15 protein-coding genes are annotated in these 19,495 nt (G+C 69.3%); 9 read left to right on the top strand and 6 right to left on the bottom strand.

Annotation, left to right across the window (positions count from 1 at the left end; genetic code table 11):
• Positions 1-60: 60 nt before the first annotated feature.
• From ABZ826_RS31750 to eccCa, 4 genes are all read right to left on the bottom strand, one after another.
• The gene (locus tag ABZ826_RS31750; protein ID WP_351084679.1) at positions 61-294 is read right to left on the bottom strand and encodes a DUF397 domain-containing protein; all 234 of its coding nucleotides are present in this window, start codon (positions 292-294) and stop codon (positions 61-63) included.
• 222 nt (positions 295-516) lie between these two features.
• The gene (locus ABZ826_RS31745; protein WP_361455988.1) at positions 517-1,560 is read right to left on the bottom strand and encodes a hypothetical protein; all 1,044 of its coding nucleotides are present in this window, start codon (positions 1,558-1,560) and stop codon (positions 517-519) included.
• The gene (locus ABZ826_RS31740; RefSeq protein WP_361455985.1) at positions 1,557-2,567 is read right to left on the bottom strand and encodes a hypothetical protein; all 1,011 of its coding nucleotides are present in this window, start codon (positions 2,565-2,567) and stop codon (positions 1,557-1,559) included. Before ABZ826_RS31740 ends, ABZ826_RS31745 begins: the two co-directional genes overlap by 4 nt.
• Positions 2,568-2,953: 386 nt before the next feature.
• Positions 2,954-6,913, bottom strand: coding sequence for a type VII secretion protein EccCa (gene eccCa / locus ABZ826_RS31735; protein WP_361455982.1), 3,960 nt, complete (start codon positions 6,911-6,913; stop codon positions 2,954-2,956).
• Between the two features lie 186 nt (positions 6,914-7,099).
• Here eccCa and eccD point away from each other — a divergent pair, with 186 nt between their 5' ends.
• The 6 genes from eccD to ABZ826_RS31705 all read left to right on the top strand — a co-directional run bounded on the left by eccD (position 7,100) and on the right by ABZ826_RS31705 (position 14,349).
• Positions 7,100-8,581 carry a type VII secretion integral membrane protein EccD gene (eccD, locus tag ABZ826_RS31730; protein WP_361455979.1) on the top strand — a complete coding sequence of 494 codons (1,482 nt, stop codon included), beginning with the start codon at positions 7,100-7,102 and terminating at the stop codon, positions 8,579-8,581.
• 284 nt (positions 8,582-8,865) lie between these two features.
• A complete protein-coding gene (gene rpsO / locus ABZ826_RS31725) occupies positions 8,866-9,156 on the top strand; it encodes a 30S ribosomal protein S15 (RefSeq protein WP_351084700.1) in 291 nt (96 codons plus the stop codon).
• A 333-nt stretch (positions 9,157-9,489) separates the two neighbouring features.
• Positions 9,490-11,727, top strand: coding sequence for a polyribonucleotide nucleotidyltransferase (locus tag ABZ826_RS31720; RefSeq protein ID WP_361455976.1), 2,238 nt, complete (start codon positions 9,490-9,492; stop codon positions 11,725-11,727).
• Positions 11,724-13,103, top strand: a complete 1,380-nt coding sequence (locus ABZ826_RS31715; protein ID WP_361455973.1) for a pitrilysin family protein — start codon at positions 11,724-11,726, stop codon at positions 13,101-13,103. Before ABZ826_RS31720 ends, ABZ826_RS31715 begins: the two co-directional genes overlap by 4 nt.
• Before the next feature lie 22 nt (positions 13,104-13,125).
• A complete protein-coding gene (gene dapB, locus ABZ826_RS31710; protein ID WP_361455970.1) occupies positions 13,126-13,878 on the top strand; it encodes a 4-hydroxy-tetrahydrodipicolinate reductase in 753 nt (250 codons plus the stop codon).
• Between the two features lie 12 nt (positions 13,879-13,890).
• Complete coding sequence (locus ABZ826_RS31705; RefSeq protein WP_361455967.1) at positions 13,891-14,349, top strand: tetratricopeptide repeat protein; 459 nt, start codon at positions 13,891-13,893, stop codon at positions 14,347-14,349.
• Between the two features lie 143 nt (positions 14,350-14,492).
• Here ABZ826_RS31705 and ABZ826_RS31700 read toward each other — a convergent pair whose 3' ends face one another.
• Entirely contained in the window at positions 14,493-15,044 is a 552-nt protein-coding gene (locus tag ABZ826_RS31700; RefSeq protein WP_361455964.1) for a hypothetical protein, read from the bottom strand.
• Positions 15,045-15,138: 94 nt separating this feature from the next.
• A complete protein-coding gene (locus ABZ826_RS31695; protein WP_361455961.1) occupies positions 15,139-15,378 on the bottom strand; it encodes a hypothetical protein in 240 nt (79 codons plus the stop codon).
• Between the two features lie 186 nt (positions 15,379-15,564).
• Between ABZ826_RS31695 and thyX the strand changes: the two genes are divergently transcribed.
• The 3 genes from thyX (at position 15,565) to ABZ826_RS31680 (ending at position 19,169) form a co-directional block, all read left to right on the top strand.
• The gene (thyX, locus tag ABZ826_RS31690) at positions 15,565-16,302 is read left to right on the top strand and encodes an FAD-dependent thymidylate synthase (RefSeq protein WP_361455958.1); all 738 of its coding nucleotides are present in this window, start codon (positions 15,565-15,567) and stop codon (positions 16,300-16,302) included.
• A 152-nt stretch (positions 16,303-16,454) separates the two neighbouring features.
• Positions 16,455-17,354: a 4-hydroxy-tetrahydrodipicolinate synthase gene (dapA, locus tag ABZ826_RS31685; protein ID WP_361455955.1), complete on the top strand. Its 900-nt coding sequence runs from the start codon at positions 16,455-16,457 to the stop codon at positions 17,352-17,354.
• A 129-nt stretch (positions 17,355-17,483) separates the two neighbouring features.
• A complete protein-coding gene (locus ABZ826_RS31680; RefSeq protein ID WP_361455952.1) occupies positions 17,484-19,169 on the top strand; it encodes a ribonuclease J in 1,686 nt (561 codons plus the stop codon).
• Positions 19,170-19,495: the final 326 nt, after the last annotated feature.

Genomic DNA, 19,495 nt, shown 5'->3' with positions numbered 1-19,495 from the left:
CGCACACGAAGAGGGGCACGCTCCGACGGGCGTGCCCCTCTTCGTGTCCTGCCACGGCGACTACTTCAGGTCGAACTCGCCGTCCCGTGCGCCCAGGACGAAGGCAGTCCACTCGGCCTCGGTGTACCGCAGCACGGTCCCGGGATCCAACGAGGACCTCATCGCCACCGCGCCGCCCGGCAGATGCGCGATCTCGACGCGCTCCTCGGCCTCCTCGGTACCGGGCGCACTCAGCCACTCCACCCCCGAGATGTCGAGTGCGTACAGCTCGTCCTTCTCCGCTTGCGTGCCCATCAGGTGCCTTTCCTCTCCCGTGGCGGAACGCGTTCGTCGCCCGCGAACAGACTATCCCCGCTGCCGCGCCCAGCGGTCCCGGTGTTTACAGCATCCGTGCCACGGTGGTAGCGACCGCCCGCAGGGCGCCGCGGCCGAGTGCGGAGCCGCTTGCTCCCGGGCTCGGGCGACGGCGTCGTGTCGCTCATCGCGACTCCTGCGGGCACTCTTCCGGAAGTGCCGTCATGACATTTTCAGGCGCGACATCAGCCGGCCGTACCCGCTCTCGCTGCTGAGGCGGTACAACTCCCCCACGACCTCCGCCCGCTCGCGGCTCATCCCCACGGCCTCGGCCCAAGTGGTGAACATGAACAGCCCTTGCCGGCCCAGCCGGTCCGTCCGCTGCCCGGCCGGCACCGACACCAATGACGCTCGCCAGCTCTTCGTGATCCGGTCGGACAGCGCGGACGGAGGGGGCGCCGGAGCGATTGTCGCGGGCCTGTGCAGTGCCTTGAACACCGTGCCCGTCCACTGGGCCCCGGACGATGCCCCCTTGCGCCGCACCACATCGGCAGCGATCGCGTCATAGGCCCCGAGTGCCGACGCGTTGGGTGTGGGGGCCGCCACCAGGTTCTTGCCCATCGTCGCGCTGGACAGGGAGGCGAGCTGAGCTGCCCCCCACTCCGTCTGGGCGTTGCGCAGCACCGCGTACGCCGCCGGGTCCTCTGCGACAGCCAGCAGCACGTTGACGAGATCGCCGTAGTACACGGAGAAGTGGTAACCCGCCTCGTCCTTGTCCTGCCACGCGGGATCGTCCTGGCCGTCCGCGTCGAAGTACTCCGAGCTGACACCGTCCAGAATTTCTTGAACATCGTTCGCGTAACCGGCCAGTGACTCGGCGAGCGGTTTCCGGAGGTCTGCGGCAACGGCCCGGCCGTCCCCGTCAACACTGTCGTTCACGGCGAGCAGGACCTGCTTCATGCTGTCAGCCTGAGCCTTGGTGCGCGGCCCGGCACCGCCACCTGTGGTGCTGGTCCTCACCGCCGCGCCGAGCTCCGAGCAGCTCATCTCGGACGAGTAGTGCGAGCCGAGCGCGGACTTGACACGACGGTCCTGGCCGAGCCCCTCGCAGCCGACCGCCGCTTGCCCCCGGCTGAACAGAAACCACGCCCCTCCGGCCAGGACCACGGCGATCAACGAGGCGGCGGCTCCGTACAGCAGGCGGCGGCTGCGCGGCGGCAGACGGTCCGGACATGCGGTGTTCCCCTTCAGCTTCCCGATCGTCACGACATTCTCAGGCTCTGGGCGAGTGCGGCGTACTGCTCCCCACTGGTCAGACGGCACTGCGTCTCCACCGGCTCCGCCCGGTCACGGCCCACCCCCGCCGCCTCGGCCCAGGTGGTGAACATGAACGTGCCCTGCTTGCGCAGGTGGTCCGTCCGTTCCTTGGCCGGTACCGATGCCAGCGACGCCCGCCACTTCTCGGCGACCCGGTCGGACAGTGCGGACCGAGGGGTCGCCGACGCGGTCGCCTCGGGGCTGCTCAGGGCCGTGTACACCGCTTCCCTCCACCGGGCCGCGGCCGACGCCTCCTTGTCCCGCACCACGTCGGCCGCGATCGCGTCGTAGCCGCCGAGAGCCGAGGCATTGGTGACCGGCGCACCCTCCAGAACGTTGCTCTTCGCCTCCGCGGTCAGCGAACCGAGCTGCGCCGCACCCCATCGCGTCTGGGCATCGCGCAGGATCGCGTACGCCGTCGGTTCCTCCGAGACGCCCCGCAGCACGCGGACGAGTTCGCCCCGGAACACCGAGAAGTGGTACCCCGTTTCGTCCTGCCACGCGATGCTGTTCGGGGAGACCCACCGGGTGTACTCGGAGTTGGTGCCGTCCAGGATCTCCTGGGTGTCGTTCGCGTAGGCGGCCAGGGATTCGGCGAGTGGCATCCGGAGATCCGCGGCGAGAGCCCGGTCGTCGTGGACGAGACTGTCGTTCACGGCGAGCAGGATCTTCTTCATGCTGTCGGCCTGGGCCCGGGTGTGCGGCGCGACCTTGCCACCGGTGGTGGCGGCCTTCACCGCCGCACCCAGATCCGCGCAACTCATGTCGGCCGAGCGGTGCGAGCCGAGCGCGGACTTGACACGATCATCCTTGATGAGCGTGCCGCAGTAGTCCGTCGGCTGCCCCCGGCCGAGCAGGAACCACGCGCCCCCGGCCATGGCCACGGCGAGCAGGGCGGCGGTGACCGCGTACAGGGGACGGCGGTTGGGCGTTTTGCCGGCGGATGGTTCGGACATGTGGTGTTCCTCCGCGGCAGGTGGGGAGCGACCGGTCGGGCCGGGGACGTGTTGCTTGGGGCGGTCAATTGGTGGTGTCGGTCAGGTACGTGTGGGCTTGGGTGCTGCCGGTCGTCCGACCATTGAGCATGAGCTCGAACTCCTTGACCGCCGCGGTGGACGTCAACACGATCGAGGCCGAGCTGGAGCCGAACACCAAGAAGGCCACCGACCGTGCAGCAGACCCCATTCCTCGTCAAAACCCCTGAGCTCCCCCGAAACAGCGACTGTCGTACACCTGATGCCCCTCGCCCGCACGGGTGGAGATCACTTAGGAGACGCTAATACACCTGTGCCCGCCGAAGGAGCCGGGGTGCGTGAGAATCCCGCCCCGGCTCCCCGTCGGCTCAGTGCTGCTCCGGCAGCCGACCGATCTGCACCAGCGGGTTCCCCCGGCGGCGCGAGGCGAAGTACCCGCGCCCCGGCGGCATCGCGTGCCCGCGCACCGAACCGATCAGATCGCCCTCGGACGGATCACCGGAGAGCACCACGCCCTGCGCCCCCAGCTCCTTGATGCGCTGCATGAACGCCTCGTACATCGACCGCGACGCCCCGGCGGAGTTCCGCGCGATGATGAAGCGGACCCCGGTGTCCCGCGCGAACGGCAGATACTCCGCCAGCGGTGCGAGCGGATTGCCCGCGTTCGTCGCCACCAGGTCGTAGTCGTCGACGATGATGAAGATCTGCGGACCGGTCCACCAACTGCGGTCCCGCAGCTGCTGCGGGGTGACGTCCGTCGGAGGCTGTCGGCGCGCGAACACCCCGGCCAGTGCCTCCATGTGCATCTGCATCGAGCTCGCCATCGGTGCGTACTCCAGCAGATGGCTCTCCGGCAGCGCACCCAGCAGCGCCCGCCGGTAGTCGCCGACGACGAGCTTCGCCTCGTCGGGGGAGTAGCGCTCCGCGATCTGCTTCGCGATCAGCCGCAGCAGATTGGTCTTCCCCGATTCGCTCTCCCCGAAGACGAGGAAGAACGGATCGGTCTCGAAGTCGACGAACACCGGCTCCAGATCGGTCTCGTCGATACCGATCGCGATGCCCCGCTGGGGGAACTCGAAGCCCTTCGGCAGATGATCGGCCGGCAGCTTGCGCGGCAGCAGCCGTACGGCCGGCGCCGCGGGCCCCGCCCAGTTGGCCTTCACCGATCCGACGAGCGCGGCCGTACCGTCGGAGAGATCCGCGGCGCTGCTGGAGGAGTCGATGCGCGGCAGCGCCCCCATGAAGTGCAGTTTCTGCGCCACCTGTCCCCGGCCCGGAACACCCGCGGGGACATTGGCCGCGACCTTGCGGTCGAACTCGGAGTCCATGACATCGCCGAGCCGCAGCTCCAGCCGGCCGAGGATCTGGTCCTTCAGCGCGGCCCGCACCTCCATGTAGCGGGCGGCCGTGATGACGACGTGGATGCCGTAGCCGAGCCCGCGCGCGGCGATGTCGGTGACGACCTGCTCCAGCATCTCGTACTCGGACCGGAATCCGCCCCAGCCGTCGACCACCAGGAAGACGTCGCCCCAGGCCTCGCCGGGCAGTTCGCCCAGGGCGCGCTTGCGCCGGTACGTGGCGATGGAGTCGATGGCGTGGGCGCGGAAGAACTCCTCACGCCGGTTCAGCACACCGGCGACCTCGGCGACCGTACGCCGCACCCGCTCCGGGTCCAGCCGGGAGGCCATTCCGCCGACGTGCGGCAGCTCCGCCAGCGAGACCAGGCCGCCGCCACCGAAGTCCAGTCCGTAGAACTGCACCTCGTGCGGGGTGTGGGTGAGGGCGAACGACGAGATGAGCGTCCGTACCAGCGTCGACTTGCCGGACTGCGGTCCGCCGACGACCAACATGTGGCCCGCGGCGCCCGAGAAGTCCCGGTACAGCACCTCGCGCCGCTGCTCGAAGGGCTTGTCGATGAGCCCGAGCGGCACGGTCAGTCCGCCCGGACGCGTGTACTCCGTGGCCGTGAATCCCCGCTCGGCGGTGGGCGCGAGGCCCGGCAGCAACTGGTCCAGCGTCGGCGCTCGGTCCAGCGGCGGCAGCCACACCTGATGCGCGGGCACCCCCTGCCCTTCGAGCCGGCGCACGATCACATCGAGCACCGTGTCGGCGAGCGCCTCGTCCTCGGCGCTCGCCCGCGCCGCCACCAGATGCGCCGGGTCGGGGGCCGCGTACACCACCGGCACCGGAAGGGCGCTGAACACCACGGCCCGCCGCTCGATCGGCAGTGCCCCCACCGAGAGATCGGGACCACCGGTGCGGTACGTCCCCGACACGTACGCCGCCTTGAACCGTGTCATCTCGTCCGTACCGAACTTGAGATAGCCGGAACCGGGCACCGACGGCAGGTGGTACGCGTCGGGCACGCCCAGTGCCGTACGCGACTCGGCGGCGGAGAAGGTCCGCAGCCCGACCCGGTACGAGAGATACGTGTCGAGACCGCGCAGCTTGCCCTCCTCCAGACGCTGCGAGGCGAGCAGCAGATGCACTCCCAGCGAACGGCCGATCCGGCCGATCTGGATGAACATGTCGATGAAGTCGGGCTTGGCGGTGAGGAGTTCGGAGAACTCGTCGATCACCAGGACGAGTGAGGCGAGCGGCTCCAGCGCCGCTCCGGCCGCCCGCGCCTTCTCGTAGTCGTGGATGTTGGCGTAGTTGCCCGCGGACCGCAGCAGCTCCTGACGGCGCTGGAGCTCCCCGCGGATCGCGTCCCCCATGCGGTCGACCAGCGTCAGGTCGTCCGCGAGGTTGGTGATGACGGCCGCCACATGCGGCATGTGCGACATCCCGGCGAAGGTCGCACCGCCCTTGAAGTCCGCGAGCACGAAGTTCAGCGTCTCCGAGGAGTGAGTGACCGCGAGCCCCAGCACCAGCGTCCGCAGCAGCTCCGACTTGCCGGACCCCGTCGCGCCCACACACAGGCCGTGCGGACCCATGCCGTCCTGCGCGGCCTCCTTCAGGTCCAGCATCACCGGCTGGCCGTCCTCGCCGACCCCGATCGGCACCCGCAGCCGCTCGGAGACCGACCGGGGCCGCCAGGTCCGTGCCACGTCGATCGACGCCGCGTCGCCCAGACTCAGCAGATCCGTGAAGTCCAGGTTGGCCAGCAGCGGTTCGTCGTCGTCGCCCCCGCCCATCCGCAGCGGCGCCAGCTGCCGGGCCAGCGCCTCGGCCGCCGGCAGCGAGATCCCGTCCGGCTCACCCTCGTACACCAGCCCCGCACCCGACTCCAGCCGGAGCAGCCCCGGCCGCACCACCACCGAGAGACCGCCGCGCGGCTCGTCGAGCTCGCCCGGCACCACCTCGACGATCGTCACCCCCTGCATGCCCTCGGCCGCCGCGAACAACGAGTCCGGCGGCACCATCGCACCGTCCAGCACCACCACGATGTGCGGCTGGTCCAGCAGCGGCTGGCCCTCCCGGCCGAACCGCGGCCGCCCGTCGAGCCGGCTCGCCAGCAACTGCTCCAGCTCGCCCAGATCATCCCCGAACAGCCGCTTCGTTCCGGCCCCGTCGATCTGCCCCGGCACCTGCAGATGCGGAAGCCACTTCGTCCACTCCCAGCGCGACACCGCGCCCCGCGCCGCCACGACGGCGACCATCAGGTCCTCGGGGGAGTGCAGCGTCACCAGCTGCGCGACGAGCGCGCGCGCCGCCGAGTGCGCGGCCTCCGGCTGACCGGAGACCGTCACGTGGTAGAACGCCCGGATCGACACGGCCATCGGCAGCCCGTCCAACGACCCGTGCACGGCCAGGAACCGCTGCATCGCACCCGCGCACAACGGCTCCAGCTCGTCCACCGGAGCGGTGTCGGGGGCGATCAGCGGTGTGGCCAGCTGCTGCACCCCCAGCCCGACCCGAACCTGCCCGAAGTCCTTGTCGCCGACGCGCCGTTCCCACACCCGGCTGCCCTCGGCGACCACCGACCACAGCTGCTCGGGAGCCGGTTGCAGATACAGCTGCACGTCCCGCTGCCGACGCGCGGTCCGGCGCACCGTACGCCGCGTCTGCGCCAGGTATTTGAGGTAGTCGCGCCGGACATCTGCCATTTGCCCCTGCGTACCGCGGCGATGACGGACCAACTGCGCGACCACCATTCCGCCGGTCGAGACAAGCATCAGAACGCCCATGATCCGCATGAACGGAGGCGCCTGGGGCGAGAAGAAGAAGACCACCGACGAACCCATGCCGAGCACCGGCAGGATCTGCATCAGCATGCCCTCCTGCTGCCCGCGGGGCAGTTCGGGAGGGGACTCCAACGTCAACTCGTCCATGGGGACTTCCGGCGGCAGGGACCGCGGAGGTCGTTTCACGACGATCTGGCTCACCGAAACATCAATCCCTCGGTACGGACGGACGGAAGGCCGGCCGGACGTGCACCGAAGCCCCCGTGGCTGCCTGTGCTTGCGGACGTCCCTCCGCGAGACGGCGATCCTACTTGCAGATGACCTGTCCTCCTCCCGGTAGGGTGGCGCGCGCACCGTGCGCAACCGCGAATCAGGGGGACCAGACACGTGAGTTCGACCGCAGCGACGGGCTTCTGCCGCGTGACTGTCGTGGCACCCGACAGCCGGATCGACGTGGCCCTGCCGGAGGACGTCGCCGTCGCCGACGTCTACCCGGAGATCCTCCGTCTCACCGGCCAGACCCAGGAGGCCGGAAGTCCCACCGGCTACCACCTCGTACGCCGCGACGGCACGGTCCTCGACGGCGCGCGCACCCTCGCCGCCCAGCAGGTCCTCGACGGCGAACTCCTCAGCCTGCGGCCCTTCGCCCAGTCGTTGCCGCCCGCCGTCTTCGACGACGTCTCGGACGCCGTCGCCTCGGCCGTCACCCGCGACCGCCACCTGTGGAGCGATGAACTGCTGCGCGGCGCGGGCCTCGTCGGCGGTGTACTGCTGCTCGTGCTGATGGGCTTCGTGCTCTGGTTCGCCGACCCCGTCCGCCACGACATGCACAGTCTGCCCGGCGTCATCGCCGGTTCCGCGGGACTCCTGCTGACCGCGTTCGCGGGGGTGCGCGCCCGGGTCTACGCGGACCGGGCCACCGCCGTTGCGCTCGGCCTCGGCGCGCTGCCCCTCGTGCTCATCGCGGGCTCCGGCATCATCGGCCCGGACGCCGGCCAGGGGCCCGGCAGGCTCCAGTTCCTCCTCGGCTGCGTCGCGGTCCTGGTCGCCTCGGTCGCGCTGGTCGTCCTCACCCCGAGCGGCGACGCCCCGTTCGTCGCGGCGACCTTCCTCGCCACCGTCGGCACCCTGGCGACCTTCGTCGCGATCCTCACCGACGCGTCCGCCACCGAGACCGCCGCGGTCTGCGCGCCCGTCGCCCTCGGTCTCGTCGCCTTCCTGCCCGGCCTCTCCGCCAGGTTCGCCCGGCTGCCCATCGGCTACGCCTCGCCGCACACCGCCCCCGGCGGCTACGACGACAACTTCGCCGACCCGAACGCGGAACCCCGGACCCAGGGCACCCCCGTCGACGCCGACCGCATCGCGGCCCAGGCCCGCCGCGGCCACGAGATGCTGCTGGGCCTGGTCGGGGGCTGCGCCGCGGTCGTCGTGGGGTGCGCGGCCGTCCTCGGCTTCTCGGACAACTTCTGGGGGCAGTTCCTGGCACTGGCCGCCGGACTCGCGATGCTGCTGCGCGCCCGCCTCTTCCGCTACACCTCGCAGGTCGCCTGCGTGCTGGTGGCGGGCCTCGGCGCGGTCGCGCTGCTCGTCCTCGGCCTCTCCCTCAATCCGCCGACGGACCTGTTGTTCGATCTCGTCCGGTACGGGGACCGCAGCTCCCTGGACATCCGGACGATCTGGCTCTCCACGGCCGTGGCCGCCGGAGCCGCTCTGCTCACCGCGATCGGCCTGATCATCCCCCGCAAGGGCCTCTCCCCGTTCTGGGGACGTCTTCTCGACCTGGCCGAGAGCACCGTCCTGCTCTCCCTGGTCCCGCTCTGCCTGGCGGTACTGGACGTCTTCGCCCGGGCCAGGTCCCTGACCGGCTGAGACCGGCCGCCCCGGCCGGTCCGGAACCGGGCAGGCCGGGCGCAACACGGTCCTGCGAGAACCGAGGACGGAGCGGCACCGACCGTTCCCGGGGCACCGGGACCGCCCCCGCGCGGCGTGCCCCGCTGGGGCTGGTACGCTGTGTGACGGCCGTTTGTGTACGCGCTTCCGGATCATCCTGGAAGCTGCGCCCATCGGACCCTCGCCCCCGAGTAACGGAAGACCCCCTGAGACCAAGACCAGGGGCACTCGTGGACGCATCGAACATCAAAGAGGAGTACCGCGTGTCGCTCGACGCCGCTACGAAGAAGCAGATCATGGCCGAGTTCGCCACCAAGGAGGGTGACACCGGTTCCCCCGAGGTCCAGGTCGCGATGCTCTCCCGTCGCATCTCGGACCTGACGGAGCACCTCAAGGTCCACAAGCACGACCACCACTCCCGTCGTGGTCTGCTGATCCTGGTCGGCCAGCGCCGCCGCCTTCTGCAGTACCTGGCCAAGAAGGACATCCAGCGCTTCCGTGCCCTGGTCGACCGCCTCGGCATCCGCCGCGGTGCGGCCGGCGGCGCCAAGTAGTACGCCGTGAAGGGAGCGGTTCCCACCACTGAGGGGGCCGCTCCCTTTGCTGTACGCACAGGAATGCGTGCGTACGCATGTACGGGGTGTGGCGCGTCCGCCCGCACCACCGGAATGCCAAGCTGAGCCGAATCTCAGTAACCTGGTCGCAGAACGACCCACGGACGAGCGAGAAGCAGACCTCCCCGCCGCCGGTCCTCGGTAGTGGCCCCCGGACTCATCGACCCGGGTGCTTCGATCGAAGACCGGCCCCCGATGGAGGGCTTCTCCGCTACCGTCCCCCGCCACACGGGCGTGGGGGCGAGAAGACGATATGTATCGGAGAAAAAGCTAGTGGAGAACGAGACCCACTACGCCGAGGCCGTTATCGACAACGGAACCTTCGGCACCCGCACCATCCGCTTCGAGACGGGCCGCCTGGCCAAGCAGGCCGCAGGCTCCGCCGTCGCGTACCTGGACGACGACACCATGGTGCTGTCGGCCACCACCGCTTCCAAGAAGCCCAAGGACCAGCTCGACTTCTTCCCCCTCACGGTGGATGTCGAGGAGCGGCAGTACGCCGCGGGCAAGATCCCGGGCTCCTTCTTCCGTCGTGAGGGCCGGCCCTCCGAGGACGCGATCCTCACCTGCCGCCTGATCGACCGCCCGCTGCGCCCCTCCTTCAAGAAGGGCCTGCGCAACGAGATCCAGATCGTCGAGACGATCATGGCGCTCAACCCCGACCACCTGTACGACGTGGTCGCGATCAACGCCGCCTCCTGCTCCACACAGCTGGCCGGCCTGCCCTTCTCCGGCCCGGTCGGCGGCACCCGTGTCGCCCTGATCAAGGGCCAGTGGGTCGCCTTCCCGACGCACACCGAGCTCGAGGACGCCGTCTTCGACATGGTCGTCGCCGGTCGCGTCCTGGAGGACGGCGACGTCGCGATCATGATGGTCGAGGCCGAGGCCACCGAGAAGACCATCCAGCTGGTCAAGGACGGCGCCGAGGCTCCGACCGAAGAGGTCGTCGCCGCCGGTCTCGAAGCCGCGAAGCCCTTCATCAAGGTCCTCTGCAAGGCCCAGTCGGACCTCGCCGCCAAGGCCGCCAAGCCCACCGGCGACTTCCCGGTCTTCCTGGACTACCAGGACGACGTGTTCGAGGCGCTCGCCGCCGCCGTCACGTCCGAGCTGGCCCAGGCGCTCACCATCGCGGGCAAGCAGGACCGCGAGGCCGAGCTGGACCGCGTCAAGGAGATCGCCGCCGAGAAGCTCCTCCCGGCCTTCGAGGGCCGCGAGAAGGAGATCTCCGCCGCGTACCGTGCGCTGACCAAGAAGCTGGTCCGCGAGCGCGTCATCAAGGACAAGGTCCGCATCGACGGCCGTGGCGTCACGGACATCCGTACGCTCGCCGCCGAGGTCGAGGCCATCCCGCGCGTGCACGGCTCGGCGCTGTTCGAGCGTGGCGAGACCCAGATCCTGGGCGTCACCACCCTCAACATGCTCCGTATGGAGCAGCAGCTGGACACCCTCTCCCCGGTGACCCGCAAGCGCTACATGCACAACTACAACTTCCCGCCGTACTCCGTCGGTGAGACCGGCCGCGTGGGCTCGCCCAAGCGCCGCGAGATCGGCCACGGCGCGCTCGCCGAGCGCGCCATCGTGCCGGTGCTGCCGACGCGCGAGGAGTTCCCCTACGCGATCCGCCAGGTCTCCGAGGCGCTGGGCTCCAACGGCTCGACGTCCATGGGCTCGGTCTGCGCCTCCACCATGTCGCTGCTGAACGCCGGTGTGCCGCTCAAGGCCGCCGTCGCCGGTATCGCCATGGGCCTGATCTCCCAGGAGATCGACGGCAAGACCCACTACGTCGCCCTCACCGACATCCTCGGTGCGGAGGACGCCTTCGGTGACATGGACTTCAAGGTCGCCGGAACGAAGCAGTTCGTGACCGCGCTGCAGCTCGACACCAAGCTCGACGGCATCCCCGCCTCGGTCCTGGCCGCCGCGCTGAAGCAGGCCCGCGACGCCCGCCTCCACATCCTCGATGTGATGAACGAGGCCATCGACGTCCCGGACGAGATGTCCCCGAACGCCCCGCGGATCATCACCGTCAAGATCCCGGTGGACAAGATCGGTGAGGTCATCGGCCCCAAGGGCAAGATGATCAACCAGATCCAGGAGGACACCGGCGCCGACATCACGATCGAGGACGACGGCACCATCTACATCGGTGCCGCCGACGGACCGGCCGCCGAGGCCGCCCGTGCCACGATCAACTCGATCGCCAACCCGACCATGCCGGAGGTCGGCGAGCGCTACCTGGGTACGGTCGTCAAGACCACCACCTTCGGTGCGTTCGTCTCCCTCATGCCCGGCAAGGACGGCCTGCTGCACATCTCGCAGATCCGCAAGCTCGCCGGTGGCAAGCGCGTGGAGAACGTCGAGGACGTGGTCGGCGTCGGAACCAAGGTCCAGGTCGAGATCGCCGAGATCGACTCCCGCGGCAAGCTCTCCCTGATCCCGGTCATCGAGGGTGCTGAGTCCGATGGCGGCTCCGCCGCAGGGGACGAGAAGAAGGACGACGCCGCCAAGTGACGTCCCGTAGTTCCGTGACGACGGCCCGCGCCTCCTCGAAGGCGCGGGCCGTCGCCCGTACCCAAACGCTTCTCAAGGGCAGCAACGGCATCGGTACGGTTCGCCGCACCGTTCTCCCCGGCGGCCTCCGGGTCGTCACCGAGACCCTGCCCTCCGTCCGCTCGGCCACCTTCGGGATCTGGGCCAACGTCGGCTCACGCGACGAGACCCCCACCCTGAACGGCGCGACGCACTACCTCGAACACCTCCTCTTCAAGGGCACCGCCAAGCGCAGCGCCCTCGACATCTCCGCCGCGATCGACGCGGTCGGCGGCGAGATGAACGCCTTCACGGCAAAGGAGTACACCTGCTACTACGCGCGGGTCCTGGACACCGACCTGCCGCTGGCCATCGACGTCGTCTGCGACATGCTGACCGGCTCGCTGATCACCGCCGAGGATGTCGACGCCGAGCGTGGCGTCATCCTCGAAGAGATCGCCATGACCGAGGACGACCCGGGCGACTGCGTGCACGACCTGTTCGCGCACACGCTGCTCGGCGACACCCCTCTCGGCCGCCCGGTCCTCGGCACCGTCGACACCATCAACGCGCTCGACCGCGGCCGGATCGCCCGCTTCTACAAGAAGCACTACGACCCCACCCACCTGGTCGTCGCCGCCGCGGGCAACATCGACCACGCCACGGTCGTGCGCCAGGTCCGCAAGGCCTTCGAGCGGGCGGGTGCGCTGTCCCGCACCGACGCCGTTCCGGTCGCCCCGCGCGCGGGCTCCCGCACCCTGCGCACCGCGGGCCGCGTCGAGCTGCTGAACCGCAGGACCGAGCAGGCCCACGTCGTCCTCGGCGTCCCCGGCCTGGCCCGCACCGACGACCGCCGCTGGGCGCTCGGCGTCCTCAACACCGCCCTCGGCGGCGGCATGAGCTCGCGCCTCTTCCAGGAGGTACGGGAGAAGCGCGGCCTCGCCTACAGCGTCTACTCGTACACCTCGGGCTTCGCCGACTGCGGACTCTTCGGCGTGTACGCGGGCTGCCGGCCCAGCCAGGTCCACGACGTCCTCAAGATCTGCCGCGACGAGCTCGACCGAGTGGCGTCCGAAGGACTGAGCGACGAGGAGATCGGCCGCGCCATCGGGCAGCTGTCCGGCTCCACGGTCCTCGGCCTGGAGGACACCGGCGCGCTGATGAACCGCATCGGCAAGAGCGAACTGTGCTGGGGCGACCAGATGTCGGTCGACGACATGCTGGCCCGGATGGCGCAGGTCACCCCCGATGACGTCCGCGCGGTGGCGGGCGAGGTCCTCGGACACCGCCCCTCGCTCTCCGTCATCGGCCCGCTCAAGGACAAGCAGGCCGACCGCCTCGACGAAGCGGTCTCCTAACTCCCCGTAAGGAAGCAGAGCAATGAGCAAGCTGCGCGTGGCCGTTCTCGGCGCCAAGGGCCGCATCGGCTCCGAGGCGGTACGAGCCGTCGAGGCCGCCGACGACATGGAGCTGGTGGCCGCCCTGGGCCGCGGCGACAAGCTGGAGACCCTCGCGGACTCCGGCGCCCAGGTCGTCGTCGAACTCTCCACCCCCGCGTCGGTGATGGACAACCTCGACTACTGCGTCCGGCACGGCATCCACGCCGTCGTCGGTACGACGGGCTGGTCCGACGAACGGCTCGCGCAGCTGAACACCTGGCTCGCCGGCTCCCCGGAGACCGGTGTGCTCATCGCGCCGAACTTCTCCATCGGCGCCGTCCTCACCATGAAGTTCGCGGAGCAGGCCGCCCGGTACTTCGAGTCCGTCGAGGTCGTCGAACTGCACCATCCGAACAAGGCCGACGCCCCCTCGGGCACCGCCACCCGCACCGCCGAGCTGATCGCCGAGGCCCGGCGGAAGGCAGGCTGCGCCCCGCAGCCGGACGCCACCACCACGGCCCTCGACGGTGCCCGCGGCGCGGACGTCGACGGGGTCCCGGTCCACTCGATCCGGCTGCGGGGGCTCCTGGCCCACCAGGAAGTGCTGCTCGGCGGTGAGGGCGAAACCCTCACCATCCGCCACGACTCCCTGCACCACAGCAGCTTCATGCCGGGCATCCTGCTCGGCGCACGCCGTGTGGTGACCACTCCGGGTCTCACGTTCGGCCTGGAACACTTCCTCGACCTGAACTGACTGAGCCACGCCATGCGCGCAAAGATCACCTACTTCGTCACCGCTGCCGTCCTGGTCTTCTACTTCGTCCTGGTCGGCAGCCGTGGCGTCCTGCTCATCCGGCACGGCACGCTGCTGACGGTCACCTTCGGGGTCGCGGTGCTGATCCTGCCGGTGATCGGTGTCTGGTTCCTCTGGAAGAACACCCAGTTCGTGGCGCGGGCCAACGCGCTGGCCGCGGAACTCGACGCGGAGGGCGGTCTGCCGGTCGACGAACTGGTCCGTACCCCGTCCGGTCGTATCGACCGTGCTTCGGCCGACGCCGTGTTCGCACGCCGCCGTGAGGAGACCGAGGACGCTCCGGACGACTGGCGCTGCTGGTTCCGACTGGCCGTCGCCTATCAGGACGCCAGGGACACCCCTCGGGCCCGCAAGGCCATGCAGCGAGCCATCGCCCTGCACATGAAGGCCACCCGGCCCAGCACGCCCTGATCCGGGCCGACGGGGCCGACCGGCCACCTGATCCGGGCCGATGTGTCCGGATGAGGTGGCCGGTCTGCGGTCGAGGACGCCCTTCGTGCGCGCCCGGGGACGGAGGGCGAACCGGTTGCCGAACGGCCCCGCCGCCCCTCGCCTCAGTCCCGCCGGTACTCGTCCCCCCACGCCTCGACCGCGTCGGCGGCACGGTCGAACGCCTCGCCCCGCGTCAGGAAATCCGCGTTGCTGTCGGTGAGCAGCGGCGGAACCGCCTCGCCTCCCCGGCGTACGACGATCAGCGCCTGGCCCTGTACGGTGCGCGGAAAACCGAGCCACTTCACCGGCTGCTGCACCGTACGGACGGCCGCGACCTGGTCCCACGGCACGGTCGTCGTCGTGAAGAAGCCCACCCGGCGCACGCCGTGCCGGCTCACCCAGGCGCCGATCCGCAGCAGCCGCAGGGCACAGGCGATGACCACGAGGGCCAGTCCCAGGCAGACGACGGCGCCCGGTACCGCTCCGGCGAACGCGATGATCATCCCCGCGAGCAGGATGAACGAAGCGAACAGCAGCAGGAAGGCCGCGGCAGCGACCCGCCAGGGCCCGGGGCGGTACGGACGCCGCCAGTCGTCGTGGTCGTCGAACGGCAGCGCGATGTCCTCGGCGCTCGCGTCAAACGCGCGGTCGGCCGTCAGAAAGGGCAGGGGCACGACTGATCCTCACTCACAAGCACGCTCGATTGCTGTGCTCGGTGAGGCTATCGAGGAGATCGCCGACGGGACCACCCCAGGGGGCCCGCGCGCGTCAGCCCCCGTGCGAGGCCTCGGTCTGCTGGGTGTGCGACGGGCCTTGGGCGGGGCTCAGGGCTGGCAGGCCGAGGATCAGCGACCCCACGAGGCCCGCGACGACCGTCAGCCCGATGAGGGAACGGCCGGCCAGCTGGGAGACGCTGGTGCGTTCCCGCGGGGGCGGGGTGACGTTACTGCGGAATCGGTCGGCCTCGGCTACGAACGAGAACGGGACGGATTCACGCCGGCGGAACATGAGGAAACTCTCCTTGAACTCTGTTACGGATGCTGCTACTGAGTCAGACGCACAGCGGGCCCATTCGGTGCCCCGAATCGCCGAATTCGTCGAAGAAATCCCTGGACGGCCCTTCCAGCCCTCGTTGTCAGTGGCGGCCCGTAGAGTGGGCGCCGCCCGAGCGACGCAATTGGAAGGACCCCGCCGGTGACCGAGACCCCCGAGCCCGCAAAGCCCAGCTTCCGCAGCGATGTCACCGTTGACCTGGTGAAACACGCTGCAGGTGACTCCGACGTGCTGTTCGCGGCCCGTGTCTCCACGGCCGGTGAGCAGTCCCTGGAGGAGCTCACGAAGGACCCTGAGCGCTCCAAGGGGCTCATCAACTTCCTGATGCGCGACCGGCACGGCAGCCCGTTCGAGCACAACTCGATGACCTTCTTCATCAGCGCCCCGATCTTCGTGTTCCGCGAGTTCATGCGCCACCGCGTCGGCTGGTCGTACAACGAGGAATCGGGCCGCTACAGGGAGCTGGAACCCGTTTTCTACGTCCCGGGGGAGTCCCGCAAGCTTGTCCAGCAGGGCCGCCCCGGCAAGTACGAGTTCGTCGAGGGCACCCAGGCCCAGCAGGAGCTCACCGGCCGCATCATGGAGGACTCCTACCGCCAGGCGTACGAGGCGTACCAGGAGATGCTCGCCGCGGGAGTGGCCCGCGAGGTCGCCCGCGCCGTGCTCCCTGTGGGCCTGTTCTCCTCGATGTATGCCACATGCAACGCCCGCTCACTGATGCACTTCCTGGGCCTGCGCACCCAGCACGAGCTGGCGAAGGTGCCGTCCTTCCCGCAGCGCGAGATCGAGATGGTCGGCCAGCAGATGGAAGAGCACTGGGCCCGGCTCATGCCGCTCACCCATGCAGCCTTCAACAAAAACGGACGCGTAGCCCCGTAAGCGGTGTCCGTATTGCGGCGTTTCGTGAAGTTCATCTAGGCTGATCAAACGGACCCGGCACTGCTTGAACCCCCGAGCAGGCAGTGTCGGGCTCCTCTAGCTTGTCCCCCCGAGGGGGCATTGGGCGCTGAGCAACGAGTAGCGTGTTACCCATGGCTCCGATCTCCACTCCGCAGACCCCCTTCGGGCGGGTCCTCACCGCTATGGTCACGCCCTTCACGGCGGACGGCGCACTCGACCTCGACGGCGCCCAGCGGCTCGCCGCCCATCTGGTGGACGCAGGCAATGACGGCCTGATCGTCAACGGCACCACCGGCGAGTCCCCGACCACCAGCGACGCGGAGAAGGACCAGCTCGTACGGGCAGTACTGGAAGCGGTGGGGGACCGGGCCCACATCGTCGCCGGCATCGGCACCAACGACACCCGGCACAGCATCGAGCTCGCCCGCACGGCCGAACGCTCCGGCGCCCACGGCCTCCTCGCCGTGACGCCGTACTACAACAAGCCGCCGCAGGAAGGCCTCTTCCGGCACTTCACGGCTATCGCCGACGCCACCGGTCTGCCGGTGATGCTCTACGACATTCCGGGCCGCAGCGGTGTGCCGATCGACACAGAGACGCTGGTGCGGCTCGCCGAGCACCCGCACATCGTTGCCAACAAGGACGCCAAGGGCGACCTCGGCCGTGCCAGCTGGGCGATCACCCGGTCCGGCCTCGCCTGGTACTCCGGCGACGACATGCTGAACCTGCCGCTCCTCTCGGTCGGCGCCGTCGGCTTCGTCTCCGTCGTCGGCCATGTCGTCACTCCCGACCTGCGCGCCCTCATCGAGGCCTACCTCGGTGGCGACGTCCAGAAGGCCACGGAGATCCACCAGAAGCTCCTGCCGGTCTTCACCGGTATGTTCCGTACCCAGGGCGTGATCACCACCAAGGCCGCGCTGGCGCTCCAGGGCCTCCCCGCGGGCCCGCTGCGCCTCCCCCTGGTGGAACTCACCGCACAGGAAACGGCGCAGCTCAAGATCGATCTCGCCGCCGGTGGGGTAGAGCTGTAACCACAGACTTCACAACTGAATAAGCGAAGAACACTCGCAAGAGCGACATCACAGACAACAGCAAGTGCACGAATGACATGCGCGCCACGTGCCCAAGCGGTACGTGGCGCGCGTGGTAAGGAGAGTCTTTTGAGTCATCCGCACCCCGAACTCGGCACCCCGCCGAAGCTCCCGAAGGGCGGCCTTCGCGTCACCCCGCTCGGCGGCCTCGGTGAAATCGGCCGCAACATGACGGTATTCGAGTACGGCGGCCGCCTGCTCATCGTCGACTGCGGCGTTCTCTTCCCCGAGGAGGAGCAGCCCGGGATCGACCTGATCCTGCCGGACTTCACCACGATCCGGGACCGTCTCGACGACATCGAGGGCATCGTCCTCACGCACGGCCACGAGGACCACATCGGTGGCGTCCCGTATCTGCTGCGCCTGAAGCCGGACATCCCCCTCATCGGCTCCAAGCTGACCCTCGCGCTGATCGAGGCGAAGCTGCAGGAGCACCGCATCCGCCCCTACACCCTCGAAGTCGCGGAGGGCCAGCGCGAGCGCATCGGCGTCTTCGACTGCGAGTTCGTCGCGGTCAACCACTCGATCCCGGACGCGCTCGCGGTCGCCATCCGCACGCCGGCAGGCATGGCCGTCGCGACCGGCGACTTCAAGATGGACCAGCTCCCGCTGGACGGCCGACTCACCGACCTGCACGCGTTCGCCCGGCTGAGCGAGGAAGGCATCGACCTTCTCCTCTCCGACTCGACCAACGCGGAGGTCCCCGGCTTCGTGCCGCCCGAGCGGGACATCTCCAACGTCCTGCGCACGGTCTTCGCCAACGCCCAGAAGCGCATCATCGTGGCGAGCTTCGCCAGCCATGTGCACCGCATCCAGCAGATCCTCGACGCGGCCCACGAGTACGGCCGCCGGGTCGCCTTCGTCGGCCGCTCCATGGTCCGCAACATGGGCATCGCCCGTGATCTGGGCTATCTGAAGGTCCCCGCGGGCCTGGTGGTCGACGTCAAGACCCTCGACGACCTGCCGGACGACGAGGTCGTGCTGGTCTGTACGGGATCCCAGGGCGAGCCGATGGCCGCACTCTCCCGTATGGCCAACCGCGACCACCAGATCCGCATCGTGCAGGGCGACACGGTGATCCTGGCGTCGTCCCTGATCCCGGGCAACGAGAACGCGGTCTACCGCGTGATCAATGGCCTGACGCGCTGGGGTGCCAACGTCGTCCACAAGGGCAACGCCAAGGTCCATGTCTCGGGCCACGCCTCGGCCGGCGAACTGCTGTACTTCTACAACATCTGCAGGCCGAAGAACCTGATGCCGGTCCACGGCGAATGGCGCCACCTGAGGGCCAACGCCGAACTGGGTGCTCTCACCGGCGTACCCAAGGACCACATCGTCATCGCCGAGGACGGCGTCGTCGTCGACCTCGTCGACGGCAAGGCCAAGATCGTCGGCAAGGTCCAGGCAGGTTACGTGTACGTCGACGGCCTCTCGGTCGGCGATGTCACCGAGACCTCCCTGAAGGACCGTCGGATCCTCGGTGAGGAGGGCATCGTCTCCGTCTTCATCGTGGTCGACAGTTCCACCGGCAAGATCACGGGCGGCCCGGACATCCATGCCCGTGGCTCCGGCATCGACGACTCGGCGTTCAGTGCCGTCGTGCCGAAGATCGAGGAAGCCATCAACAGGTCCGCCCAGGACGGCGTGCTGGAGCCCCACCAGCTCCAGCAGTTGGTCCGCCGCACGCTGGGCAAGTGGGTCTCCGACACCTACCGTCGGCGACCGATGATCCTTCCCGTCGTCGTCGAGGTCTGACCCCGACCGGCGCGAACTCCGGAGCGGGGCCCCCGATTTGCATCGGGGCGCCCCGCTCCAGTACGTTTACGGCTCCGCCAGGCCGGGAAGCACCGCGCACACTCGTGTGCAGTGGTCACCCCGAACGGGGCGGGAATTCCGACTCAGAAGTTCTGATAAAGTCGGATCCGCCGAAAGGCAAGGCCACTCCAAAGGCCACCGGAATTCAAATTCGAACCGGAAACGGTGAGGAAAGAGTCTGGTAAGGTTGGAATCGCCGGAAAGGGAAACGCGAAAGCGTGGAACTGGAAAGCGGCCCCGCTTCGACCGGGAATCGGACACGAAAG

This window comes from Streptomyces sp. NPDC047515, from assembly GCF_040643055.1.
In the GTDB taxonomy this organism is placed as follows: Bacteria; Actinomycetota; Actinomycetes; order Streptomycetales; family Streptomycetaceae; genus Streptomyces.
The sequence above is the reverse complement of the archived record's forward strand: the minus strand, read 5'-3'. Positions and strand labels throughout refer to the sequence as shown.